The organism is Actinomadura meridiana, from assembly GCF_039537545.1.
Classification (GTDB): domain Bacteria; phylum Actinomycetota; class Actinomycetes; order Streptosporangiales; family Streptosporangiaceae; genus Spirillospora; species Spirillospora meridiana.
On the sequence record NZ_BAABAS010000001.1, the window covers coordinates 1 to 16,014 of the forward strand.

Here is a 16,014-nt window from a genome sequence, read left to right on the forward strand (position 1 = left end):
GTGCCAACGACCTTCCTTTCCGGTTCCCCCAACCCTAGTTGGGGACCTGTCCGGAAGGTCCGAGGCACCTCAGTGTCCAGGTGGGCGAGACGGTCACGAACGGCTGCCTTCAACCCGGGCAAGGCCACCCCCACGCATCCGACGACCCAGGCCGAGCCGTCGCGGCGGGCGCGCGTGACCAGCTCCCTCCACACCAGGTCGCGGGTCTGGTACGCGGTCGCCGGGTGCAGCAGGATCGCCCGCAGCTCATCGAGCCCGATCAGCCGCGCGGGCAACCCGTGCCCGAGCGCGGCGCCGTCCACCGACAGCGCGCCCGGCTCCCGCGTCAACGCGGCGAAGCTCCTTTCCGCGACGTCTAGGGCGTGCCCGCTCCCGGTGGCGGCGCGGCGGGGCCGCTTCCCGAGGGACTGGACGGAACGGGTGCGTGACCGCGACACCTCGCCGGTTCGCGGGCGGCTGGTCGGACGGAGGGCGCCGCTGGTGAGGCTGAGGTCGGTGACGTTGCGCATGTGGACCCCCGAGTGGTCGGTTCCGGATCGGACGCCGACATCACCTCAGAGACCATGTGCAGATCATGAACACATCCCCGGCGCGCACCGTGTGCAGCCGCGGACACGGATCTGCTTACGATCTGCTCAAAATCGCTGTGACCAGCCAGAACACGAAGTGTTCACCATGAGCACGCCGTGACAGGCTCGGCCGGTCAAGCCCGAACATGTGCTTATAACCGCTCTGACCTGCGTGAACACGGAGGCGGAGGTGGACGTGCAAAGGAAGATCAAAACCGTGAAGCGGTCTCCCGCGTACCACCTCACAGCTGGGATGTCCCTCCGGCGGCCGCCGTGTTCACGGCGGCTCGAATTCCTGCTGTCGCGCCTTCCCGTCGCGCGACCTTCGCCGGTGCGGCTGGACCGTGCGAGTGGTGAGAGATCTTTCGTTTGTCCAAGTGGTCGATGCGGTGGGTCTGTTACTTAGTGAGACAGGGGACCGGGTGACCATCACGGGTCACCCACCATGAACAGCACCAGTGGACCGGCTCCGACACCTGCCACCCGCGCGCGGCACCTGTTGCCGCTGACCGTCTGGCTCTGCCCCGACGACACCACCAGCCCACCAATCCCACCCACCGGCCAGCCACACCAGACACCAGACCGCCGCGCTGCGCTCACCAAGATCTGCGACCGGCACCGCGCGAGTATCAACACCACCCTGGCCCGCCACATCATCAACGCCACCACCGGCGAAGGTGACGTGATCACCGAAGCGTTCACCACCAACCACGCCACCCTGACCGCCGCCGCCCACCTCGGCCGCCGCGCCCTGGCGTGTGTCCCGCACCCGCCGATGGCCCAGCACATCGGCGCGCAACTGCGCGCCACGCTGCCCCAAGAGTTCCTCGGCCGGGTGCAGATGCGGCCGTGCCGCGCCGACCAGATGCACCGGGGCGTCGCCGACCACCTCGGCCGGGTCTCGCTCGTGATCGCGGCCCCACCGATACCCCGAGCGGCGACCACCCACACCGGGCCCAGAACCGCCAGCTCCCCGGGCGGATGCCCGGCCTGTTTGTCCGACGTCCTAGCCAACACCGCCTTCCAGACCCGCTCGTTCCTGCCCGCCGCCTACCGGATCCTGCGGCCGGGTGGACACTTGGCGGTCGTCACCACCGCCAGACACCTCAACGGGCGGCTCGTCGATCCCGCTCCGGAGATCATCCGGCAGGCCCGCGCGGCCGGGTTCCGGTACAGCCAGCACGTCATCGCCGTCCGCGTCCCCGTCGAAGGAGACACACTCCTGGTCCAGGCCAGCCCCGTCAGCATCGGGCAACTCCGCGACGTCCGCTCCCGGGCACTGCCCCCAGCGGTCCGCGTCCACGCCGATGTCTGCCTCCTGACTCGGCCGGGCGACACCAGCCGGGGAGGTAACCGATGACCGTGAACAGCCACACCGAACCCCGAGTGTTCACCTCGGTTCTGCTCACCGGGCAGCAGCCCTCACGCATCCAGCGCAAAGGCCGCTACACGCCCGAGTCGATGGCGCACCCGGCCAAGATGCTTCCCGCGATCGCCGCGCAGATCATCGCCACCTACACCGAACCCGACGGCCTGGTCGTCGACCCGATGTGCGGGATCGGAACCACCCTGGTCGAAGCCGTCCACCAAGGGCGTCCCGCGATCGGAATCGAGTACGAAGCCCACTTCGCGCGGATGGCCGCCGCCAACCTCCGGCACGCCCGATCCCAAGGGGCACCCAGCGCCAGCCGGGTCCTTCACGGTGACGCCCGCCAGGTCATGACCACCACGCTCGCCGAGTACGCCAGTACCGCCTCACTCATCCTGACCTCGCCCCCCTATGGCGCGGCCACCCACGGGCAGGTGCGCACCGGCCGCGACAACGGCGGCGGGAAGATCGACAAGTTCGACAGCCGGTACTCCACCGACCGCCGCAACCTCGCCCACCGTCCCACCGGCGAACTCCTCGCCGGATTCGGGCAGATCCTCGCTGGCAGCGCCACCCTGCTGTGCCCAGGCGGAGTCGTGGCCGTCACCGTCCGCCCGTTCCGCGTGGCCGGAGAACTCATCGACCTGCCAGGCCAGGTCATCACCGTCGCGCAAGACAACGGCCTGGTCCTGGTCAACAGACTCGCCGCCCTCCTGTGCGGCCTGCGCGACGGGCAGATCGTCACCCGCGCGTCGTTCTTCCAAATGATCGAAGCCCGCCGCCTCCGCGACCACGGCATACCCGCCATGGCCACCGCCCATGAAGACCTGTTGGTGTTTCAGCGCCGAAGAGACCTTCCCTGCGAGTTTGACGAGGAAGCTGGCGGTTCGGTGAACCGATGCGCGTCATTCGGTTCCGCGAGCTTGACAGGGCTTGACCTTGTCAAACGAGGTCGGGCTGGATCGGTGGGCCGATTCCGGGATGGTCGCACCGCCCGGACGGGCGGGGTGGTCACCTCATGAGCACTCCGGACAAGACCAAACGAAGAATCCGGGTCTGCGTGCCGGATGAACCACCACCGCTCACACCGGATGTGGCTCGCGTTCTGCTGCGGATTGTGCTCGCCGCGCGATCTCGGCGAGACCCGGAACACCAGCACGAGCAGGAGGACAACGAATGACATTGTCAAGTGCGCCGCTGCCACAGACGGCCGTCCAGGAACAGGGGTTGAGGTTCGCCTTCTACGGGCGGGTCTCGACAGAAGACAACCAGGACCCGGCCGCATCACGCGCCTGGCAACTCCGCCGCGCAGGCGGGCTCGTCGAACCCAAAGGCGGAACGATCGTCGCCGAGTACTTCGACGTCGACAAATCCCGTTCGATCCCGTGGGCTCGGCGGCCGCGCGCCTCGGCGCTGATCGAAGCGCTCAAGAATCCCGCCCGCGACTTCGACGCTGTCGTCGTGGGGGAGCCGCACCGGGCCTTCTACGGCAACCAGTACTCGTTGACCTTTCCGCTGTTCGAGCACTTCCGCGTCCCGCTGTGGGTCCCCGAGGTCGGCGGCGCGATCGACCCGGCCAACGAAGCCCACGACATGATCATGGGTGTCTTCGGTGGACTGTCCAAGGGCGAACGGAACCGGATCAAGATCCGCGTTCGCTCAGCCATGGCCGCGATCACCGCCACCGAGGGCCGCTACCTTGGCGGGCGCCCTCCCTACGGGTATGAGCTGATCGACGCCGGACCACACCCCAACCCGGCCAAGGCGGCCGACGGCAAGCGCCTTCGCCGTCTGGTCCCTCACCCGGCATTCTCCTTGGTGGTGAAATGGATCTTCGCCCAGTTCATCGGCGGGCGGGGCCTGTTCGACATCGCCGAGGAACTGACCCGTGAGGGTGTCCCGTCGCCCTCGGCGGCTGACCCAGGACGTAACCGACATCGGGTTCAGGTGGCCTGGTCGAAGTCGGCGGTGCGGGTCATCGTCACCAACCCGCGCTACACAGGACGCCAGGTCTGGAACAAGCAGCGCAAGGACGAGGTCCTGCTCGATGTCAACGACGTCGCGCTGGGGCACACCACCAAGCTGCGCTGGAACGACCGCGACCAGTGGGTCTGGTCCGAGCAGCAAGCCCACGAACCGCTGGTATCGGTGGAGGACTTCGAGCGCGCCCAAGCCGTCCTGGCCTCGCGCGGGCACGGCCCGGCCGTCCACAAGCCGCACCGGACCCGGCGGCCCTACGCCTTCCGAGGATGCCTGCACTGCGGGTACTGCGAGCGCAGGATGCAAGGCAACTGGAACAACGACCAGGCCTACTACCGGTGCAGGTTCCCGGCCGAGTACGCGCTCGCCAACACCATCGCCCACCCCAAGGTCGTCTACCTGCGCGAGGCCGAGATCATCAAGGACATCGAGAGCTGGCTGATGACGGCGTTCTCGCCGGGCCGGATCGAGGCCACGGTCGAGGCGATGGTCGAGCAGGCAGGCAGTACCGAGAACCCCGCCGCGACCCAGCTTCGTAAGCAACTGTCCACCTGCGCCCAGCGGTTGAATCAGTACCGCGCGGCTCTGAACGCGGGCGCCGATGCCGTGCAGGTCGCGCAGTGGATCAACGAGACAGAGCAGGAACGTGCTCGGCTGGAGGGCGAACTGCGCGCCGTCCCAGATGATCGGGTGGTCTCGACCGACGAACTGCGGGAGGTGTTGCGGCAGACCAGTGAACTCGCTCACGCGGTCGTGAACGCATGCCCCGATGACAAGGCGGATCTCTACGCGAAGCTCGGGCTCAGAATGATGTACTACCCGCAGAAAAAACTCGTGGAAGCCAAGCTCGTTCCGACTTCCACATGTGCTAATGGTGTGTGTCCGAGGGGGGACTTGAACCCCCATGCCCCGTGAAGGGCACTAGCACCTCAAGCTAGCGCGTCTGCCTATTCCGCCACCCGGACTGGTCGCAGGCCGCAGTGGGGCTGCGGCGGGCTTCACCATACCAAAGGTGCGGGGTCGCGGCGACGTCGTGCGGCGGGGCACCATGGGACGGGTACGCGACGGACTTGGGGTGATCGGTGTGAGTGCTGAGGACGAGGTCGTGCGGCTCTGCCAGGAGCTGATTCGGATCGATACGAGTAACCCGGGCGATCATTCGGGGCCGGGGGAGCGGGTGGCGGCGGAGTATGTCGCGGAGAAGCTTGAGGAGGTCGGGCTGGAGGCTCGGATCTTCGAGTCGCATCCGGGGCGGGCCAGTCTGGTGGCGCGGATCGAGGGGGAGGATCCGGGGCGGGACGCCCTGTTGTTGCACGGGCATCTGGATGTGGTGCCCGCTCGCAAGGAGGACTGGACGCGGGATCCGTTCGGGGGTGAGATCGCGGACGGGTGCGTCTGGGGGCGCGGGGCCGTGGACATGAAGGACATGGACGCGATGATCCTGGCGGTGGTTCGGGATCGGTTGCGAGAGGGGAGGAAGCCGCCGCGGGATGTTGTGCTCGCGTTTCTCGCCGATGAGGAGGCCGGGGGGAAGTGGGGCGCGCAATGGTTGGTGCGGGAGCATCCGGAGTTGTTCGAGGGGTGCACGGAGGCCGTGGGGGAGGTCGGCGGGTTCAGTTTGACGGTGCCCGGCGACCGGCGGATGTATCTCATCGAGACGGCGGAGAAGGGGATGGCATGGATGAACCTCACCGCCAAGGGGACGGCCGGGCACGGGTCGATGGTGCATCCGGACAACGCGGTGACGGCGGTGGCGGCGGCCGTCGGGAGGCTCGGGTCGCATGAGTTTCCGGTGCGGCTGACGAAGTCGGTGCGGGCGTTCCTGGAGCGGGTGTGTGAGGCGTACGGGGTCGAGTTCGACCCGGAGCGGCCGGAGGCGTGCCTGGAGCGGATCGGGCCGCTGGCGCGGATGATCGGGGCGACGCTCACGAACACGCTCAATCCGACGCGGCTGGACGCGGGATACAAGACGAACGTCATTCCGCAGACGGCCACGGCACAGGTCGACGGACGATTCCTACCTGGGCATGAGGCGGAGTTCTTCTCCGTTGTGGACGAGCTTCTCGGGCCGGACGTTCAACGCGATTTCGTCCACCATGACCATGCGCTGGAGACTGATTATGAGGGGGCGCTCGTCGCGGCCATGGAGGACGCGCTGACCTCGGAGGATCCGGGGGCGCTGCCCGTCCAGTACTGCCTGAGCGGCGGGACGGACGCCAAGTCGTTCGCGCGGCTGGGAATGCGGTGCTTCGGTTTCGCGCCGCTGCGACTCCCGCCAGATCTGGACTTTTCCGGAATGTTCCATGGCGTCGACGAGCGCGTTCCGGTGGACGGTCTTCGATTCGGCGCGCGCGTCCTCGACAGGTTCCTCGATCGGTCCTGAGTTTGCCGTCACGAGTGCGTTCCGTGGTGCTATGGTTACTACTCGTTGACGGCGATCCGGTCGCAACGTGATTGATCGGTGGTGGGTGACGCGGCACGGTGGGGCCGGCTGACGTCCCGCCGCGTCGCGTCACCGCCGTCGCGCTGTTGTTGATCGCCGATCTTGCCCGTGGATGTCCGGGTGAGAGGGTGGGCTCACGGTGTGTTATTTCGGGCGCACCTAGTGCTACACTCCGGCCGGACCGGCGGGAACGGTCAGAATGTGCGGACGACGCGGATGACCTTGCGGCGGAGTTGAATACGGCGGCGCCCGTCCGGGTAGAGGCGCAAGCGATCGATCTCCCAGCCGCCGCGCTCCGCGTGCTCGGTCAGGATCTGCCGGGCGGTATCGCGGGTGGTGCCGCGGGGCAGTGACAGAACGAGGTAGGTGTACTGCGCCATTGCGACCATTATTACCTGGTCCACCGGGAACCCGACACCGCACCGTGGACGCCCGGTCCGCATGGCTTCCGGGGGCATGTCATCCTGTCTGGGGCGTACGGCGGTGAGCGTACCGTTCGCCTCCCGAGGGACGGGACGATGATCGCCGGCCGGTGGAGACGGCCCGCGGGCATGAAGACGCCGTCCCGTGACGTTGTACGAAGACTGTAAGAAAGAGCCTGTTCAAGAGGATCAAGACAGCGAGGTTGGAGCGACTGTGCCAGCCAAGAACGGCACCGCGAACAGTGGCCGGAGCAACGCCGCCGGTACCCGCCTGGTGATCGTCGAGTCGCCCGCGAAGGCGAAGACGATCGCGGGGTACCTGGGGCGTGGCTACATCGTGGAGTCCAGTATCGGCCATATCCGGGACCTCCCGGGCAGCGCCTCGGAGGTGCCGGCCAAGTACAAGGGCGAGCCGTGGGCGAAGCTCGGCGTGAACGTCGAGAGCCAGTTCGAGCCGCTCTACGTCGTCAACGCCGACAAGCGGGCGCAGGTCCAGAAGCTGAAGAAGCTGCTGGCCGAGGCCGACGAGCTCTACCTCGCGACGGACGAGGACCGGGAGGGCGAGGCGATCGCCTGGCACCTCCAGGACGTCCTGAAGCCCAAGGTCCCCGTGCACAGGATGGTCTTCAACGAGATCACCAAGGACGCGATCCAGCGCGCCGCCGCCAACCCGCGCGAGCTGAACATGCGGCTGGTGGACGCGCAGGAGACGCGCCGTATTCTCGACCGCCTCTACGGGTACGAGGTCAGCCCCGTCCTGTGGAAGAAGGTCATGCCGAAGCTGTCGGCGGGCCGTGTCCAGTCGGTGGCGACGCGGCTGGTCGTGGAGCGGGAGCGGGAGCGCATCGCGTTCGTCACCGCCCACTACTGGGACATCGCGGCACAGTTCGACACCGGCAAGGACGAGCAGCCGACGGAGTTCAAGGCGGGTCTCGTCTCCGTGGACGGCAGGCGCGTCGCGCAGGGCCGTGACTTCGCGTCCACCGGCACCCTGAAGAGCGGCGACGTCCTGCATCTGGACGAGCCCGCCGCCCGCGCGCTGGCCGACCGGCTCCGAGGACGGCCGTACGAGGTCAAGTCCGTCGAGCGCAAGCCGTACACGCGCAGGCCGTATCCCCCGTTCCGGACGACGACCCTCCAGCAGGAGGCCAGCCGGAAACTGAACTTCTCCGCGAAGTACACGATGTCGGTGGCGCAGAAGCTGTACGAGAACGGCTTCATCACCTACATGCGTACCGACTCGATCACGCTGTCGGAGACGGCGATCACGGCGGCGCGGCGGCAGGCGGCGACGCTGTTCGGCGGCGAGTACGTTCCGGACAAGCCGCGCGTCTACACCTCGAAGGTGAAGAACGCGCAGGAGGCGCACGAGGCGATCCGTCCGGCGGGCGAGTCGTTCCGCACCCCGGCGGAGACGGGCCTGTCCGGCGACCAGTTCCGGATGTACGAGCTGATCTGGAAGCGGACGATCGCGTCGCAGATGAAGGACGCGGCGGGCCAGTCGGTGTCGATCCGCGTCACCGGGCTGTCGACCGACAACGAGCGGGCCGAGTTCGGCGCGACCGGTAAGACGATCACTTTCCACGGGTTCCTCAAGGCATATGTGGAGAGCGCGGACGACCCGTCCACCGACCGCGACGACCAGGAGCGGCGCCTGCCGAACCTGGCGGAGGGCGACCCGCTGACCGCGTCCGCCGTGGACGCCGAGGGCCACTCGACCCGCCCGCCCGCCCGCTACACCGAGGCGAGCCTGGTCAAGGAGCTGGAGGAGCGGGAGATCGGGCGCCCGTCCACCTACGCCTCGATCATCGGGACGATCCTGGCCCGTGAGTACGTGTTCAAGAAGGGCACGGCGCTCGTCCCGTCGTTCCTGGCGTTCGCCGTGGTCAACCTGCTGGAGCAGCACTTCGGCAACCTGGTCGACTACGACTTCACCGCGCACATGGAGGACGGTCTCGACGAGATCGCCCGCGGCGAGGCGGAGCGCGTCCGCTGGCTGACGCGGTTCTACTTCGGCGACGGCGGCGAGGAGGGGCTGAAGGAGCTGGTCGGCGACATCGGCGACATCGACGCCAAGGGTGTCAGCTCGTTCCCGATCAAGGACTCCGACATTGTGGTGCGGGTCGGCCGGTACGGCTCCTACCTCGACCGCGACGGCCAGCGCGCCAACATCCCGGACGACATCGCGCCGGACGAGCTGACCGCCGACAAGGCCGAGGAGCTGCTCGCCCAGCCGTCCGGCGACCGTGAACTGGGCACGGACCCGCAGAGCGGGCACCTGATCGTCGCGAAGTCCGGGCGATACGGCCCGTACGTTACCGAGGTCCTGCCCGAGCAGCCGCCTCCGGCGGAGGGCGAGAAGAAGCGGCGCACGAAGAAGGCCGACGCCGCGAAGCCGCGCACCGGTTCGCTTTTCAAGTCGATGTCGCTCGACACGGTGACGCTGGACGACGCGCTGAAGCTGCTGTCGCTGCCGCGCGACCTCGGAGAGCTGGACGGTGAGAAGGTCACCGCGCAGAACGGCCGTTTCGGTCCGTACATCAAACGCGGCACCGACAGCCGTTCGCTCGGCTCCGAGGAGGACCTGTTCACCGTCACGCTGGAGCAGGCGAAGGAGCTGTTCGCGCAGCCGAAGCAGCGTGGACGGCGAGCCGCGGCGGCGGCGCCGCTGCGTGAGCTCGGCAACGATCCGGCGAGCGAGAAGCCGGTCGTGGTGAAGGAGGGGCGTTTCGGCCCGTACGTCACCGACGGCGAGACGAACGCGAGCCTGCGCAAGGGCGACGAGGTCGAGTCGATCACCATCCAGCGGGCGGCGGAACTGCTCGCGGAGCGCCGCGAGAAGGTCGCGGCGGGTGGCGGGAAGAAGAAGCCGGCAACCCGCCGTCGAACCTCCGCGAAGTCCAGTTCTTAGGGACATCCACGCCGATACCCTGACCGACATGACCAGAACGGGCGCCCCGCACCCCGCCGCGTCACCGCCGCCGGGAAACTCGTCCCTGTCGAACTCGTCGATGTCGATCAGGCCGTTCCGGCGACTGCGGACCGCCCTCGCCGTCTCCGGGCTGGGCCTGTGGCTCGCCGTTCCCGCGCTGACGGCGATGGCGGCGGCGCTGACCAGCGACGACGGCGCCGCCACGCGGGCGCGCGCGGTCGGCGCCGTGCTGGCGCTGATGCTGCTGCCAGCGGTGCTGCTCGCCCCGATCGCCGGGGTGCTCGCCGCCCGGGTCGACCGGCGGCTGATGCTGATCATCACCGATGTGCTGCGGCTGGTGATCCTGGTGACGGTCCCGCTCGTGAACACGCTGCCGTGGACGATGGCGGCGGCGTTCCTCGTCGCCTGCCTCGGTCTGCTGTGGGCACCCGCGGCGCGCGCGTCGCTGCCCGCGCTCGTCCGGGACGACGAACACCGCGCCGCCGCGCGCCGGTCGGCGGCCCGCGTGCTGTCCGGCCCCGCTCCCGTGGCCGCGCTGCTGTTCGCGATCCTCGCCCTGATCGCGGACGGGACGCTCGGCCGCGACACCCGCCACGACCTGCCCATCTACGTGACGGCCGCCGTGCTGCTGATGTCGGCAGCCGTGGTCGCCGCGATCCGCGACATCCCGGCGACGGAGCCGATCAACGTCCCGTCGCCGCTGAAAGTGATCTTCCAGGGGCCCGGGACGGCGTCCGCGCGCGGCCTCGGCCTGGCCGTCACCGCGGTGTCGTTGACGGTCGCCGCGATCGTCGCCGTCGCGCGCGTCCACACCGGTGAGCTGGGCGGCGGCGACGCGGGCTACGGCAGCGTGCTGACCGGTCTCGCGCTGGGGCTTGGTTTCGGCGTGTTCCTCGGGCCGCGCGTGCTCGTTCCGTTCAGCCGCCGCAGGCTGCTCGGTCTCGCCGTCCTCGCCGCCGCCGTGACGCTCGGCGTGGCGGCGCTCGTCCAGAACCTCGTCGTGGTCGTGTTCGCGACGGGCCTGCTCGGCGTGTTCGCCGGGGTCGCGTGGACGAACGGGACGGCCACGCTCGCCGACCCCGACGCGCCGGACGACACTCGTCCGGCCGCCTACCTGCGTTCCGTCGCGGCCGTCACCGCGACGGTCGTGTTCGCGGTCGTCCCGCTGATCGCGGGCGCGGTCGGTTCGCACCGCATCGACCTCGGCGGCGGGGTCTACGACTTCGACGGGACGGGCGCCGCGCTGCTCATCGCGGTGATCGTCGGGCTGCTGTGCGGCGTTTTCGCGTACCGGCGGCTGGACGACCGGCGCGACATCCCCCTCGTCCCCGACCTGCGGGCCGCGCTGCGCGGCGAGATCTACACGCCGCCGGAGCAGATCGCCGCTGCCGTCGCCCGGCAGCCCGTCCAGCGCGGGCAGCGCGGTGTGTTCATCGCGTTCGAGGGCGGTGAGGGCGCCGGGAAGACCACGCAGGCGCGGCTCGCCGCGATCTGGCTCCGCGACCACGGCTACGACGTCGTCACCACCCACGAGCCGGGCGCGACGAAGATCGGTATGCGGCTGCGCGCGATGCTGCTCGACCGCGACACCACCGGACTGTCGGACCGGGCTGAGAGTCTGTTGTACGCCGCCGACCGCGCCGACCATGTCGCCAACGTGATCAAGCCCGCTATGGAGCGTGGCGCTATCGTCGTCAGTGACCGTTATGTCGACTCGTCCCTCGCCTACCAGGGGTTCGGACGCCAGCAGCGGGTCGAGGACATCGCCCGGGTCAACGCCTGGGCGACCGGCGGTCTCGTCCCTGACCTGACCGTTCTGATGGAGATCCCGCCGTCGTCCGGCCGGGACCGGCTGTCCGCGCCCGCCGACCGGATCGAGTCCCTGCCGGACGAGTTCCACGAGCGTGTCCGCGCCGGTTTCCACGCGCTTGCCGAGGCCGACCCGGACCGCTATCTGATCGTCGACGCGACGCGTCCGCAGTCCGAGCTGAGTCGCGAGATCCAGTACCGCATCCGCGAGATCCTGCCCGACCCCGTCCCCGCCGGTACGGAGGACGCCACGAGCACGTTCCCCGTCATCACCGACTTCTGACCCGGCTAGCCTCGTACCCATGAGCGTCTGGGATGACCTGGTGGGGCAGGAGCCCGTCGTCGCGCAGCTGTCGGCGGCGGCGGGGGGTGCGGGCGGCCTGGCGCACGCCTGGCTGTTCACCGGCCCTCCCGGTTCGGGTTATGTCACGGCGGCGCGGGCGTTCGCGGCGTCGTTGCAGTGCGAGGAGACGCCGCGTGGGTGCGGGCACTGCGCGTCCTGCCACCAGGTGTTGCAGGGAACCCACGCGGATGTGGAAGTCGTCCGTCCGCAGGGGTTGTCCTTCCTCGTGCGTGAGGCCCGGGAGCTGGTGTTGCGCGCTGCGTCGTCGCCGGGCGGTAGACACTGGCGGATCGTCCTGTTCGAGGAGACCGAGCGGGCGGGGGAGCGCGCGGCCAACGCGTTGCTGAAGGCGATCGAGGAGCCGTCGCCGCGAACCATCTGGTTGCTGTGCGCGCCGTCGCCCGAGGATCTGCTGGTGACGATCCGTTCGCGCTGCCGTCAGGCGGTGTTGCGGACGCCGCCGACTGCCGCGATCGCCGACTTCCTCGTCCAGCGGGACGGTGCCGACCGGGAGATCGCCGAGGTGGTGGCGCGGGCCGCGCAGGGCCACATCGACCGTGCGCGCCGCCTCGCGTCCGACGGGCGGATGCGGGGGGTGCGGGACGGCGTCGTGGCGATCCCGCGCCGCCTGACGGGGGTGAGCCCGGCGGTCGCGGCCGCGGAGACCCTGGTGGACGCGGCGAAGGCGGAACGCGATTCGCAGACCGTGGAACTCAACGAGTCCGAGATGTCGGCCTTGCGGAAGGCGCTCGGCGAGAGTGAGAAGGGCCGCATGCCGCGCGGCACGGCGGGCGCTCTCAAGGACCTGGAGGACCGGCAGAAGTCGCGGGCGACCCGGGTGCTGCGCGACGCCCTGGACCGGACGCTCCTCGACCTCGCCTCCTACTACCGTGACGTGCTGGCCCTCCAGTTGGGGGCGGGCAGCGAGCTGGTCAACGTCGATCTCGGGCCCGAGCTGCGCACGGCGGCGGGCCGGGACCGTCCGGAGGACACGCTCCGCCGCCTGGACGCGATCATGGCGTGCCGGGAGCGGCTGGACGCGAACGTCAACCCACAACTGGCCTTCGAGGCTCTGACCCTGGCCCTCCGCACAGGCTGACCTCGGCCTCCGCGCGGGCTGACCGTGGCGCTTCGCGTGGGCTGATCGTGGCGCTTCGCGCGGCTTGGTGGGCGCCCGTGCTGGGGGCGTTCCGGACGCCTTACAAGAGATCTACTTTTTCGTTACATACTCGTACGCACTTCTCAATAGGAACATACGTACCTTCTCCTCGCTTGGGGTCTAATCTCGGGCCCGCTCCCACGGCCAGGAGGTTGCTTTGCGGCGAACCTTGGTTTCCGCCGCGTGCGCCGTCACCACCGTGACGGCCCTCGCGTTCCCAGCGTCAGCGGCTCCGGGTCCCGCTCCCGCGAAAGGCGTGGACTCGGAGTACGTCGTCCTCTACAAGGAGGGCGCTTCCCCTGGTCAGGCCCATCGTGCGGTGCGGGACGCCGGGGGCAGGATCGTCCACGAGAACCGCGATGTGGGCCTCGCGACCGTCCGTTCGAGCAACCCCGAGTTCGTCCACGACGCGATGGACGAACGGGCCCTCGACGGCGTCGCGCACAACCGGGTCATCGGCGAGGCGCCGAAGACGCCCAAACGGAAGGCCCCGGATGTCGAACGGGTCGTCGGTGCGAAGAACACGGCGTCCCTCAATGGCAAACCGTCCAAGGACGCCGAACCGCTGGCCGACCTGCAATGGGACATGAAACAGATCCACGCGACAGAGGACGGCTCCTACAAGAAGGAACCGGGCGACAAGCGCGTATTGGTCGGCATCCTCGACACCGGGGTGGACGGCGACCATCCCGACATCAAGCCGAACTTCAACCGCAAACTCAGTAGGAACTTCACCCACGACATCCCCACCGACGCCAATGGCGCAGAGGTCGACGGCCCCTGCGAGTTCGCGTCGTGCGTCGACCCCAACGACTGGGACGACAACGACCACGGCACACACGTCGCGTCCACGATCGCGTCACCGCGCAACGGTCTCGGCATCGCCGGGGTGGCGCCGAACGTCTCAATCGTGAATCTGCGCGTCGCACTGGACTCCGGCTACTTCTTCGTGGGCCCTGTCGTAGACGGCCTGACCTACGCCGGCCGGAACGGCATCGACGTCGTGAACATGTCCTTCTACGTGGACCCGTGGCTCTTCAACTGCGGTGACAACCCGGCCGACCGCCCCGAGGACCAGCTGGAGCAGCGCACGATCGTCAAGGCCGTGCAGCGCGCCCTGGACTTCGCGCACGAGCACGACGTCACGCTGATCAACTCGGCGGGTAACGAGCGCGTCGACTACACGAAGCCGACCACGGACGCCGCCAGCCCCAACTTCGTGTCCGTTCCGGGGGAGAAGCCGCACGAGCGGACGATCCCGGCGGACTGCAAGGCGATGCCCGCCGAGGGCGACCACGTCATCCCGATCGCGGCGACGGGCCAGAGCACCCGCAAGTCGTACTACAGCAGCTTCGGCGACGGGTACGTCGCGGTGGCCGCGCCCGGCGGCGACAAGGTCGACACGGCCGATCAGCGTCCGGATGACAAGGCCGGGGTCTGGGCCGCCTACCCCGAGCGCCTCGCGAAGGCTCGCGGCGAACTGAACGCCGACGGCACGCCGAAGGTGCCGAACATCATCCGCAGCTGCAAGGGCGACGAGTGCGCCTACTACCAGTCGCTCCAGGGCACGTCGATGGCGTCGCCACACGCGGTCGGCGTCGCGGCGCTCATCATCAGCAAGTACGGGCACCGGGACCGCGACCACGGTGGCCTCACGCTTGACCCGCGCGCAGTGGAATGGAGGCTGCGCGGTACCGCGACGGAGAAGGCGTGCCCGAGCCCACGGACCGTCGAGTACGTCTGGTACACGCAGCAGGACGGCAAGTGGGTGAAGAACACCTCGACGCAGACCTGTGAGGGTTCGGAAGGACAGAACGGGTTCTTCGGCAACGGCATCGTGGACGCGCTGAACGCCGTCCGCCACTAACCTCCCAACCCAGAATTCGGCTCTCGGATCGACCTCTTACGGTCGGTCCGAGAGCTGTTTCGTGCTGCGGTACCTGCATTGCTTCTGAAATTCTGCGACGGAAGCAACCTGAGACAGTCGACGGCGTCTCTGGTGCATGGAAGGTCAACTTCTCAACCGCCAGCGACTGGGCCAACGCGCGAACACCCCTTGTGGGCGAACCCTTGCCGGAGGCCCCTCGCATGAATGAGGTCAAAACGACGGTGGCCGAACGCCCTCCAGACGCATCGGCGACGGCTCACGGTGACACGGCCATGGGTGACACAGCCATGACGGCGTCCGATGACGCGACATCAGCGGTCACCGAGTTGTACCGGGGCCATGCACTGGGGCTGACGCGCCTCGCCCTGATGCTGGTCGGTGACCGGGGGACGGCCGAGGACGTCGTCCAAGAGGCGTTCGCGGGCCTCTACAAGCGGTGGCCGCGCCTGCGGGAGCGTGACAAGGCGCTCACCTACGTGCGTTCGGCTGTTCTGAACGGAAAAGCTGTGAGCGAGAACGAAGAGCGCCTGACGGACGCGCTGAAGAGCGTCGGGGAGACCGTCGAGCCCGGGGACGTCCTCCCGCCGCCGTTCCCGGACACGCCGCGCAGGACGTCCCCACATCCCCTGGCGATGGCCGCCGTGATCGCCGCGTCCGTCGTGATGGTCGGCGGCGCGGCCGCGGGCGGCTATGTCGCCTTCGACCGGACGACCGGCGACCACGCGGGGCCGAACGCGGCGGCGTCCAACGGGCGCCAGGTGTCGGTGTTCCTTTGCGTCGTCACGTCCAGCAAACGCAGGTGCGCGAAGCAGAACGCGACCGATCAGCAGAAACAGGACATCAAGCGGCGGCTGGAACAGATGCCGCAGGTGCGGAGTGTCGAGTACGAATCGCAGCTGGAGGCGTACAAGCGAATCAAGAAGCAGTTCACCGGCCACAAGGACTTCTTGGCGAGCACCCGCGCGACCGACGTGCCTGATTCGTTCCGCGCCCAGGTCGCGGACCTTCAGGGCGCGAGGGCGGTGACGCTCGTGATGGAGACGCTCCCCGGCGTCGACACCGTCACGATCGACCCGCGTCCGCCTCGGGCATGATGGAGG

At 68.8% G+C, this 16,014-nt stretch carries 10 protein-coding genes, 1 tRNA gene and 1 pseudogene; 9 read left to right on the forward strand and 3 right to left on the reverse strand.

Annotation, left to right across the window (positions count from 1 at the left end):
• Positions 1–509, reverse strand: a pseudogene (locus tag ABD808_RS00005) (hypothetical protein); the annotation flags it as partial.
• A gap of 505 nt (positions 510–1,014) precedes the next feature.
• On the opposite strand from ABD808_RS00005, the gene ABD808_RS00010 reads away from it, so the two are divergent.
• The 3 genes from ABD808_RS00010 to ABD808_RS00020 all read left to right on the forward strand — a co-directional run bounded on the left by ABD808_RS00010 (position 1,015) and on the right by ABD808_RS00020 (position 4,833).
• On the forward strand, positions 1,015–1,929 hold the full coding sequence (locus tag ABD808_RS00010; RefSeq protein ID WP_344887460.1) for a hypothetical protein: 915 nt from the start codon (positions 1,015–1,017) through the stop codon (positions 1,927–1,929).
• Positions 1,926–2,960: a DNA methyltransferase gene (locus ABD808_RS00015; protein ID WP_344887465.1), complete on the forward strand. Its 1,035-nt coding sequence runs from the start codon at positions 1,926–1,928 to the stop codon at positions 2,958–2,960. The genes ABD808_RS00010 and ABD808_RS00015 overlap by 4 nt, the downstream gene beginning before the upstream one ends.
• A gap of 154 nt (positions 2,961–3,114) precedes the next feature.
• Positions 3,115–4,833: a recombinase family protein gene (locus ABD808_RS00020; protein WP_344887468.1), complete on the forward strand. Its 1,719-nt coding sequence runs from the start codon at positions 3,115–3,117 to the stop codon at positions 4,831–4,833.
• Here ABD808_RS00020 and ABD808_RS00025 read toward each other — a convergent pair.
• Positions 4,798–4,883, reverse strand: a tRNA-Leu gene (locus tag ABD808_RS00025). The two genes, ABD808_RS00020 and ABD808_RS00025, sit on opposite strands and share 36 nt — an antisense overlap.
• Before the next feature lie 83 nt (positions 4,884–4,966).
• Here ABD808_RS00025 and ABD808_RS00030 point away from each other — a divergent pair.
• On the forward strand, positions 4,967–6,301 hold the full coding sequence (locus tag ABD808_RS00030; protein WP_344888297.1) for a M20/M25/M40 family metallo-hydrolase: 1,335 nt from the start codon (positions 4,967–4,969) through the stop codon (positions 6,299–6,301).
• A gap of 254 nt (positions 6,302–6,555) precedes the next feature.
• On the opposite strand, the gene ABD808_RS00035 is transcribed toward ABD808_RS00030, so the two are convergent.
• Positions 6,556–6,741, reverse strand: coding sequence for a DUF5703 family protein (locus ABD808_RS00035; protein WP_344887471.1), 186 nt, complete (start codon positions 6,739–6,741; stop codon positions 6,556–6,558).
• A 256-nt stretch (positions 6,742–6,997) separates the two neighbouring features.
• Between ABD808_RS00035 and topA the strand changes: the two genes are divergently transcribed.
• From topA to ABD808_RS00060, 5 genes are all read left to right on the forward strand, one after another.
• Positions 6,998–9,694: a type I DNA topoisomerase gene (gene topA, locus ABD808_RS00040; protein ID WP_344887474.1), complete on the forward strand. Its 2,697-nt coding sequence runs from the start codon at positions 6,998–7,000 to the stop codon at positions 9,692–9,694.
• A 28-nt stretch (positions 9,695–9,722) separates the two neighbouring features.
• Complete coding sequence (gene tmk / locus ABD808_RS00045; RefSeq protein ID WP_344887477.1) at positions 9,723–11,807, forward strand: dTMP kinase; 2,085 nt, start codon at positions 9,723–9,725, stop codon at positions 11,805–11,807.
• Between the two features lie 19 nt (positions 11,808–11,826).
• Positions 11,827–12,966, forward strand: coding sequence for a DNA polymerase III subunit delta' (locus tag ABD808_RS00050; protein WP_344887480.1), 1,140 nt, complete (start codon positions 11,827–11,829; stop codon positions 12,964–12,966).
• 316 nt (positions 12,967–13,282) lie between these two features.
• On the forward strand, positions 13,283–14,893 hold the full coding sequence (locus tag ABD808_RS00055; protein ID WP_344887483.1) for a S8 family peptidase: 1,611 nt from the start codon (positions 13,283–13,285) through the stop codon (positions 14,891–14,893).
• A 308-nt stretch (positions 14,894–15,201) separates the two neighbouring features.
• Positions 15,202–16,008: a permease-like cell division protein FtsX gene (locus tag ABD808_RS00060; RefSeq protein WP_344887486.1), complete on the forward strand. Its 807-nt coding sequence runs from the start codon at positions 15,202–15,204 to the stop codon at positions 16,006–16,008.
• Positions 16,009–16,014 lie beyond the last annotated feature (6 nt).